At 51.8% G+C, this 9,882-nt stretch carries 8 protein-coding genes; 1 reads left to right on the plus strand and 7 read right to left on the minus strand.

The genetic code is table 11. The features are described 5' to 3' along the window. On the plus strand, positions 1-2,064 hold a 2,064-nt coding region (secD, locus tag ABYT30_RS10950; RefSeq protein ID WP_373096456.1), incomplete at its 5' end, for a protein translocase subunit SecD. A gap of 68 nt (positions 2,065-2,132) precedes the next feature. Here the strand turns inward: secD and ABYT30_RS10955 are convergent. The 7 genes from ABYT30_RS10955 to ABYT30_RS10985 all read right to left on the minus strand — a co-directional run. Further along, complete coding sequence (locus ABYT30_RS10955) at positions 2,133-4,745, minus strand: hypothetical protein (RefSeq protein ID WP_373096459.1); 2,613 nt, start codon at positions 4,743-4,745, stop codon at positions 2,133-2,135. Between the two features lie 173 nt (positions 4,746-4,918). Continuing rightward, positions 4,919-5,836: an FAD:protein FMN transferase gene (locus ABYT30_RS10960; RefSeq protein WP_373078420.1), complete on the minus strand. Its 918-nt coding sequence runs from the start codon at positions 5,834-5,836 to the stop codon at positions 4,919-4,921. Between the two features lies 1 nt (position 5,837). Continuing rightward, positions 5,838-7,049, minus strand: a complete 1,212-nt coding sequence (locus ABYT30_RS10965; protein WP_373078423.1) for a DUF3570 domain-containing protein — start codon at positions 7,047-7,049, stop codon at positions 5,838-5,840. A gap of 33 nt (positions 7,050-7,082) precedes the next feature. After that, complete coding sequence (locus tag ABYT30_RS10970) at positions 7,083-7,295, minus strand: DUF4266 domain-containing protein (protein WP_373078425.1); 213 nt, start codon at positions 7,293-7,295, stop codon at positions 7,083-7,085. Continuing rightward, positions 7,292-7,795 (minus strand): TlpA family protein disulfide reductase, encoded by a 504-nt coding sequence (locus tag ABYT30_RS10975; RefSeq protein ID WP_373078428.1) that lies wholly within the window; start codon positions 7,793-7,795, stop codon positions 7,292-7,294. Before ABYT30_RS10975 ends, ABYT30_RS10970 begins: the two co-directional genes overlap by 4 nt. A 136-nt stretch (positions 7,796-7,931) precedes the next feature. Further along, complete coding sequence (locus ABYT30_RS10980; protein WP_373078430.1) at positions 7,932-9,104, minus strand: acyl-CoA dehydrogenase family protein; 1,173 nt, start codon at positions 9,102-9,104, stop codon at positions 7,932-7,934. Positions 9,105-9,218: 114 nt separating this feature from the next. After that, positions 9,219-9,882: 3-hydroxyacyl-CoA dehydrogenase family protein (locus ABYT30_RS10985; protein ID WP_373096461.1), on the minus strand; the 664-nt coding region annotated here is incomplete at its 5' end.

A 9,882-nucleotide genomic window follows, 5' to 3' on the forward strand; every position in this document is an offset into this window, starting at 1 on the left:
AGCGTAGAGGTGCTAAAACGCCGCATTAATGAGACCGGCGTGATTGAACCCTTGATTACCAGCCAAGGTAAAAATGGCATTCTCATACAGCTGCCTGGGATAAAAGACCCCAGCAGGATAAAAACACTCATCGGTCGCACTGCGCAGATGAATTTTCATCTTGTTCATGAGGCGACGCGCGATGGTGAAGCCGCCACAATTCGCTTACCCGACGCCCAGTCAAAGCAATTCTACATTCTCAACCGCCAGTCACTATTGGGTGGCGGTGACCTAAGCGATGCCCGCCTCGGTTTTGACGCCAACACCCAAGAGGCCGTGGTTAATTTTCGTTTGAATCAACATGGTGCTGATATTTTTGCCGATATTACCAAAGCGAATATCGGCCGCGCCTTTGCGGTTGTACTGGACGACGTCGTTGTCACAGCGCCAGTAATTCGGGGCGTAATCGGCGGCGGCTCAGGTCAAATTAGCGGCAATTTTACGAGCCGCGAAGCCGGTGACCTTGCCCTACTGCTCCGCGCTGGCTCCCTACCCGCGTCTCTAAGTATTGTAGAGGAACGCACCGTCGGTCCCGATTTAGGTAGTGACGCAATTGCCATGGGCGTTTCAACCGGCCTTATAGGTGCGGCACTCGTCCTGGCGTTTATGGTGGCCGCTTACGGCCGCTGGGGTCTTATCGCTAACACCGCATTATTAGTGTACTCGGCATTACTCATTGCCGCCCTAGCCGCCTTAGGTGCAACGTTAACCTTGCCGGGCATCGCTGGTTTAATTCTCAGCCTCGGCATGGCTGTTGATGCCAATATTCTTATCAACGAACGAATTAAGGAAGAAAGCCGCGGGGCAGTCAGCGGACGGTTTGCCGTGCAACGGGGGTTCGAGCGCGCGTTCAGCACCATTCTCGACTCCAATATCACTACCTTAATTGCAGTCGGGCTGCTTTTCTTATTCGGCACTGGGCCCGTGCGTGGCTTTGCGGTAACAATGGCCCTAGGACTATTGCTGTCATTGTTTACGTCGATCTCAGTAACACGGCTGATTATCGACTGGAGAGTCAACCAGCTTGGCCGAAAGCCGCTTAAAATTCAGGGCTTAAGCCTGCTGAATAGCTTTGGCAAACACAGAACAATCCCCTTTTTAAAGGCCAGCCGCGCCGGCATTATCGGATCCGCACTATTATCTGCAGTGTCAATCGCCCTGCTCATTCAACCAGGGCTTAACACCGGTATCGACTTTAATGGCGGCACGATCCTAGAAGTACACGGCGCACCAACAACAAGCATAGACACCTTGCGACAAAGCCTTCGCGGCCTAGATCTTGGTAGTGTTGCCATTCAGGAATTCGGCGAACCGGGTAATTTTCTAGTGCGACTTGCCAGTGAGGCACAAACTGAAAATCCAGAATCGCGTACCACCGCGATAAAATCAGCGATTAGCACCGTCGACCAGCAGGTGACTTTTCCACGCTTAGAGATGGTCGGACCAAGCATTAGCGGCGAGTTTATAGCCACAAGTATCATGGCGGTACTTTTAGCCTGTGCGGGCATGTTTATATATTTATGGAATCGCTACGAGCGCTACTTCGCCGTTGGCGCGATGGCTACGCTCGCATTGGACATTACCAAAACCTTCGGTTTCTTTGCCCTCACCGGCGTGGAATTTAATCTCACTGCAATTGCCGCCCTGCTCGCTCTAATCGGCTACTCGGTTAACGACAAGGTCGTGGTGTTTGACCGCATCCGCGAAAACCTGCACGCCAACCCAGAAAAGCCACTTTACGATTTAATTAATGAAAGCCTAACATCGACATTAAACAGAACCGTTTTTACCTCCGCCACGACCTTTCTCGCCATACTGCCAATGGGTATCGCCGGCGGCAGTGCCGTCGCCAGCTTTGCACTGCCGATGCTATTTGGCATCGTAATTGGTACCAGTTCATCCATTCTGATTGCTGCGCCCATCGTACTCTTACTCGGCGAACAAGCGATGGAGAAAATAAAATTGCAATCGCAAGGACCGCGAAATACAGAGCAAAATCTGTTTTTACGTGAAGATCGGCCCTGATCTGCGGATGAGTGACCTTAGGTGGCATTAACACCTAAGGTCACTCCTGCAGTATGGAGGTGCTACCACTACAATGTTTTCAGATACTCAATTATCGCGCGGCGCTCGGTGTCGGTAAGCACATCGCTAAACCCATGGCCGCCATTGCCCTGACTGAACAAGGTGGTGTTATAGATTTTGCGGTTCTCAATATCCTGATTACTGAGGGTCGGCGGGTTCGTAATATTCCAGCCCAAGAGCAAATTACCGTAGAACTCCGACAAGAAGAACGCCGACTCTAAACCGCTGGGATTACACTGCACTGAGACAGATGCACTCACCCCGCCGCAATCCAATTCCTCGTATTTCCAGCCCATACGCTCGCGGTCATAGGCGCGATTAAAATTGCTGTCGAAACCCATTACGACACTGCCGACTTGATCAGCACGAGCCGGTTTAGACACTCGCTTCCACACGGTTGGCCGCTTACTGGAGTCGAGCAGACTCCATACATCTGGTACCGAACCATTGTGGAGATACGGCGCTGTGGCCCAAACTCCGTACAGTGGTGGCGCAGCATAACCCGATGGCCGCTCTTGGCCCTGGGCATTGATCTGCTGACCCGGCATATTTTGAACGCGACAGTCGTCGATACCCGGCTGATCGGCCGTCTCCGGGTAGGCTACAGCGGTATTGGAGTTCGCCTCATTCGTGCCATCGTTATAACTATCTAGACGTACCCGGTCGGTATCAATTATGTCGATTGGTACCACATAGCTGGCAATCCCAACTAAGGCCGGGTTGGCGAGAAACTCAGGTTTATTAACATAGCGCGGCGAATAAGCGCCATGACAACTCGCGCAGCTGCCATTGCCACCGAGGGGCTGAGCAATCGGATTATTTAAATTCGCAGCCCATAGGTCTTTGGCGTGGAATAGCACAGCACCCTGCTCCGCCAGTTCGGTGTCAATTTCACCAAGGTACACGGGCGCACGGCGCGACATAATATAGTGGTCACCATCCTGAACATGGGCGCTGATCCAGCCCGGATTTTGCTCGGGTATACCGTATTTATTGGTCAGCAGCGGCGAAAACAGCGCGAAATCCACCCGCACCGCATCGCCGGGGAACATGGCGTCGACAAACTTCACGGGGCGATGACCGACATTCCACCACGCAGGGGTGTCGCCCGTGCCGGTAGTGCCATTAGTCATTACCGCTGCAAATTGTTGAGGCGTCTGCACCCCAGTTAAGGCGGTAATATTGGAGAACTGGGCATTATTGGTACCGCGTACACGACCCGCCAGACCAAGCCGATCAATAGCAATACCGCTCGGGGAACCAAAGGCGGCAAAATCCCGAGAACTCACACTGGCATCTAACATGCCGCCACCGCCACCAACCGCAAATTTATCGTCAATCTGAACGCCGTGGCAGCCTTGGCAATTACTGTTAATCTCACCGCTGTAACTACCGTCAGGAAAGCGGGTTTGAATCATCCCAAAGGGCAAGGCACCACTGCCGCCGTTAGTGGTATTGGGGTCTTCACCTGGTAAGGGATAAGGATACTTAGGATCCGGGGCACCAAAGCCGTAGCGCTCTGCAACCAGTTCATCAAAGTTATCTGGGCGCCCGGGCATGCCCCATACCAACCATAGATTATTGTATTGATCAGCACTAAGCGCGGCATTGCCATGGGGGTAGTCACCAGCAAAGGTAGTAGCAGGACGAATAATTTCACCGTCGGGATAGGTTTTGTAGTTACCGTCAGCATCGCGCATGGGGGCGTCACCCATAATGACCGCACCGCGTTCAAAGCTTTCTTTAAATTCGCCGCAAGTGGTGGGATGCGGGTATTCATTTACGAGTTGCGGATCGATATGGCAATCTTTCCAAAAGGCATTGAAATAAACTGCACGGCCATCGTTGAAACCAGGTTTGACCAAGGCCCGGGGATCAACCGGCAATACTGCCGCCGCATTCCAGCCTTTTGCCTCGCAATAATCCACCCATGCATGCCCACCGCGTGAGCTGCCTAATAAGGGCTGCACTTCACCGGCATCGACAGAAACTAAACTGCATTTTTGCGGGCTGTCCCAACACTGCAATAAGCTCTGCATATTGATGTACTCAGCCGAGCTGATGGCCCACTGTTTACCGCCGACATGAGGATCCGTCTGCGCTCGGCTGTTGCTGGCTTTAAACAAAATGGGGCTCGTCGCTACACCGCCACCCAGATTCTGCCAATCAGATTGCAATTTGAAAAACGTCTGCGGGAGGCTAGCCCCCTTGAGCAGCATAAAACCGCGTCCATCTCCGGCACCATCGGAGTCAGCAACGCCCCCAGCAACGTGGCAAGTACTGCATACCGCTAAAGAACTGTGGACATTGGTTTTAAAGAATTCAAAGACTGGATCAGTACCGCTACTTCCGCCCCCGGCACCACCGCCATTATTGTCGCCGTCATTACCGACTACGCTGTCACAGGCATCGCCGATACCATCGCCGTCACTATCTACAGTCTGACCATCGGCATTGGCAACATTGGGGCAATTATCGTCTCGATCAACAATGCCGTCTCCGTCGCTGTCGGCAAGAGGGTTACCAACAATATCAACCACATCACCGCTGGAACCACCGCCGCAGCCCACCAAAATACTTACGTTAAAAATCACGAGGAAGTAGAGAAGATAACGTGCCATAAGCCAAACCTGATAAAGTTATTTTGATATTCAGGCTGACATTATGCTCGTAGGCGCTATGGCGTAACTTGGTAAAAGCTGCCGTTGTCTGTCACTAGACGACACTCCCAGCGCCGCCGCTGAAAGCGAATTAGAAATCGCATTCCCTTTATTTAGCAGGAGCCTGGGCGCCCTCAAGGTCGCAACGCAGCGAGGTCGCCGCCATCAACACCGCCTGCGTCTATCCAATAATGCGGCATACCCAATTCGCTTAGCCACGCCGGCGCCGACTGTGCGCCTTTGAGCAGGCCCACGGTGGCCGCAGTACCGGCCAACAAGCACAGCGGCGCCACCACACTCAAAGAGCGAAAGGTATTTTGCACTGGCCAACCGCTGCGCGGATCGAGGATATGGCTATAGCGCTTGCCAGCCACGACCATACAGCGCTCATAGTCACCACTACTGGCCAAGGCGCCGCTTTTAAGAGGCAGGACGAGTTTCGCTTTATTCGGCTGAAGCGGGTCTCGTATCCCAATTTGCCAGGCGCTACCGTCTGGGTGGGGACCAAGCACCCGAATATCACCACCTAAATCAATAAGGCCATGGTGTATGCCCAGCTCCGCGCAAACTCTGGCAGCCGCGTCCACGGCATACTCTTTGCCAAACCCGCCGAAATCCAATTCCATCCCTCGCCGACTTAAGCGCACTTCACCCTCGGATAGTTCCACCTTGGGCCAGCCCAGCACCGAGAGCAAAGCGGCGATATCAGATTTACTGGGCACCTCTCCGGATTTAAAATTCCACGCCCGCCGCAATACCCCTGAGCTAATATCGAACAAGCCGCCGCTCTCCTGATATGCGCTGTCGGCATATTTTAGAAGTGCAAAAGTTTCGCTATCGATGGCAAGGGCGTCGCCACCCGCGGCGCGATTAATTGCACTTAACACGCTATCTTCACGATAGCGTGAGTATTTGACTTCAATACGATTAATTTCAGCAATGGCCGCCTCGGCGGTCTGCTCCGCCACGCCTTGCGAATGTGCGTAGAGGCGCAATTCGCAGGGGCTGGCCATTGCGGTAAAAGGGAATAAGAATAACTGTATATCCGCCACCTTATAAATGAAAATTCAAACCAAGCGATAATATATCAAACTCCACCAAGCCCGGATTTTCAACACTCACGTCATCCGGCGCGAGATTTGCAGCGGCGCGATAAGACTCCCATTCAAAATTGGCAGAAAATTCACCCCAGTTTCGCTCTAAGCGCAGCCGAAAACTCAGCGCACCGTAGGGTGACAAGCGATAATCACTGGACGCGTAACCATCGTCACGGGCGCTATAAAAAAATGGTCCGTAAAAATAGGCCTGAGATTGGCCGTAGTAGCGCAGCGAAGGTGTCAATTGCCAGTTGTCGCCGATATTCTGATACCAGGCCAAATCAACTGTATGGGAGCTGACATCCCAGTCGTCATCAAAAAAGCGATAATCCACATGCAAGGCACCGCGCAACGATGGTACGTAATGTCGCAAGCGCGCACTGGCAATGACTTGCTGGCGCTCATTCGGCCGCTTATCGGCAACAGTATTACTGAGGTCTTCGCGCCACACTTTTTTATACGGATCCGATAAATAGCCGTCGTTGTTCACCAAGGTAAGTCCGCCCTGCACCGCAGTGCGGTTATTTAGAACCTGAGCAATCGCGACAAACGCCGTTGTGCTGGTGCGGGTAGCGCTATCAATACGATCGGGCATACCAGGGTCGGTAGGCTCGATCTCGTCATCACTAAAGCCAATTCCCGCTGTTACCGTCAGCTCCCGCGCGGGGATTTCTATACTCGCCTCAACCCCCATGTTCACCGCTTGGTAATCATTTTCCGTTGAAAAGCCCAATAGCACCTTAGCGGAAACCTTCTGCGAAAAATAGTGGCCAATACTGGTTTGAATATCTTTGCGCTCTTCTTCAATACTGGCCCCGCTCATTACCTGAACGGGCTTACCGCCACCGGTGCCCGGCATAATAAACCAAGGCGATGCGCCGCTCATTGTTTCGTAGCTGAGATCTACCGCTAGGTCTGAGGCGCGACCAAGCGGAGAGATAAAGCGCAACTGATGGGTATCGATTTCATAACGTGAAGCCGAACCAGCCGCTAGTTTACTGCCCTCAATATCGGCTTCGCGATAAGCCGATGCTTTGTAATCTAATTCCGCCTCAGCAACAGGTGCCGCCGCCTGCACCTGACTGACAATGCCGGGTATTGCCAGCGCTGCGGCACTTAGCGCTTTAAATGCGCCAGCACTATGGCCGCGAGCATTTTTTGATTTCATAGATTCGGTCTCTTAAAGTTTACGCTACGGTGCTTAATTACAACCACAGCCACCGCCACCAGCACTAACACCACCACTGCTCGCCTCTTTACTAAAGTAAACATGGCTGCGCTGGCTAGCACTTAAACTATCGGGATCCCACGCCATTTCAGGCCGCGCCAAATAACCGCGATCCCACGCATCCAAGGGCGCTGTCGCACAGGCAGGCAGCAATAGCACAGCAAGAAGGGGTATCAATAATTTCATTGTATTTGCTCCGCCAATAAGGACCGCACCATTTCTCTCAATCGAGCTTCATCGCCAGGCCTAAAGCCCTCATGAATATGGCGAATAACACCGCGACGGTCAATGAGGTAGGCCGTAGGCATGCCTTTCACCCCATAGAGCTTGGGTAAGCGCTGCTCAGCATCATAAATTAAGGGGTAATTAACAGGCCGTGTTTGTAAAAACCGCTTGGCGTCACGAATATCAGCATCGACATTAACCGCCAACACACTAAACCCAGCCGTTTTAAACTCATGATATAGGGCATCTAAGGACGGCAAGGACACGCGACACGGACCGCACCAAGACGCCCAAAAATCCAAATACACTACTTGACCACTATGATCGGCCAACTGAATTGGCTGCGGAGTCAGCAATGCTGGAGCAGAAAAATCTAGTGCTTTCTCACCTATTTGTAATGCCTGTGCCGATTGCAAAAATAACATTACCGACAGCAGTACAGGAGCTAAACCACGCACCATTTATATCTCGCTTATCATTATTGTAACCACAGTATAAGCGAACATAGCGCGGTGGGTGGCTATTGTTATTGTTCTTTGCCGCCCACTACTGCTTTTAGCCGCCATCGCCCCTAGCAGAGCTTAGCGGTAGAGGCATTTAACTCCGGTCTATATAGGACACAAAACTGCCGGAAAAAACATCTCTAGAAATAATAAGCTTCATTACCTCAGACGTACCGGCAAAAATACGAGTAATACGGGCGTCGGTGTACATTCGCGAGATAGGATACTCGTCCATATAACCGGCCCCGCCGTGAAGTTGGACACCCAGATCCACCATCCGGCCCTGTACTTCACTGGTATAGAGCTTGGCCTTGGCCGCGTCTTCTGCCGTTAACTTGCCTAGATTAAACGCAGCAACACAGGCATCAACATGAGACTGAGCAACGTCAATCTCGGTGCGCATTTCGGCCAGTTTGAACTGGGTATTCTGAAAAGCGGCAAGTGGTTTGCCAAAGGCCTTGCGGTCCATTACAAAATCACGTGTCACCTCAAAGGCTTTCTGTGCCACCGAAATAAAGCCGCAGGCACCGATCAAGCGCTCTTCGGCCAAGCCCTGCATTAAGTAGACAAAGCCCTTGCTCGGATCGCCTAATACATTGGCCTTAGGCACCTGCACATTATTAAAAAACATCTCGGCGGTATCTTGGGCTTTCATACCCATTTTTTTAAGATTGCGGCCCCGCTCAAAGCCCGCCATACCCCGTTCTACCAAAAACAAGCCCATAGCATGGGGATTATTTTCTGGGTCAGTCTTCGCGGCAACCACCACCAAGTCAGCGTTAATGCCATTGCTGATATAGGTTTTAGCGCCATTTAAAACCCAGTGGTCGCCCATATCTTTGGCGGTTGCGCGCATACCGGCAAGATCAGAACCAGCATCGGGTTCAGTCATGGCAACCGCCAGAATACATTCACCACTCACGCACTTTGGCAGAAAGCGCGCTTTCTGCTCGTCATTGCCAAACCGTGATAAATAGGGACCTACTAGGCGACTGTGGAGGGTATTCGTCCAATCTCCGGCATATACATTCGCAGTCTCTTCAATGATGATTTGCTCAAATCGAAAATCATCATCGCCCATACCGCCATACTGCTCCTCCGGCCAGATCATCAAAAAACCTTGCGCACCTGCTTTGGTATACGCCTCCCGGTCAACAATACCCTGCTCCCGCCAGCGTTCGACATTCGGGGCAATTTCCTTATCGAGAAATTTGCGATAGGCATCGCGAAACATCATTTGGTCTTCAGTAAAATTACGTGGCAGCATGCCAACTCCATGAAAAATTTCGGAATAAAAAAATTGCGAGGCAGGGATTCAGCCCCACCTCACAATCGAATATCACTTGTGCGCTTTATGCTCACGCAACTCACTCGGCTCTACTCAAGCAAAAAATTCACCTTTTTCTGCCTTATCGAGCAGAATTTGCGGTGGCTCAAAGCGTTCACCATAGCGCGCACTCAACTCTGCCAGCCGTGTCGCAAATTTTTTCAGGCCATAGGTATTAATAAACTGCAAAACCCCACCGGTATGTGGAGGAAAACCGATACCCATGATCGAGCCAATATTGGCGTCCGCAACATTATTCATCACGCCCTCTTGATAGCAGCGCAAAGACTCCACAATCTGACGGAATAAGAGTCGATCCTTAATGTCGTCGTTTGGCAAACTAACGGCCTTGTTATAGTGCCAATTGTAAATTTCTGGCCACAGGAATTTCTCGCCACTGGCCGGATACTCGTAGTAACCACCACCGTGAAAGCGTCCGGCGCGGCCATACTCGTCAATCATTTTTTTCGCTAAACGGTAGGAAGCCGTATCCACAGCATAATTATCACCAATCCGTTTATCGAGCTCGCGATTGGTTTCTATTGCCTTAACCGCCAACTGCTGACTAACCTCATCTTGCACCGCTAAGGGGCCGACAGGCATACCAATGGCCTTGCCAAGATTTTCAATAACCACCGGATCAACACCTTCTTCCAGTAGCAATGCACCCTCATCAATATAGGTAGCGAACACCCGCGAGGTAAAGAAACCCCGCGAG

This window comes from Zhongshania sp. (genome assembly GCF_041623545.1).
Classification (GTDB): domain Bacteria; phylum Pseudomonadota; class Gammaproteobacteria; order Pseudomonadales; family Spongiibacteraceae; genus Spongiibacter.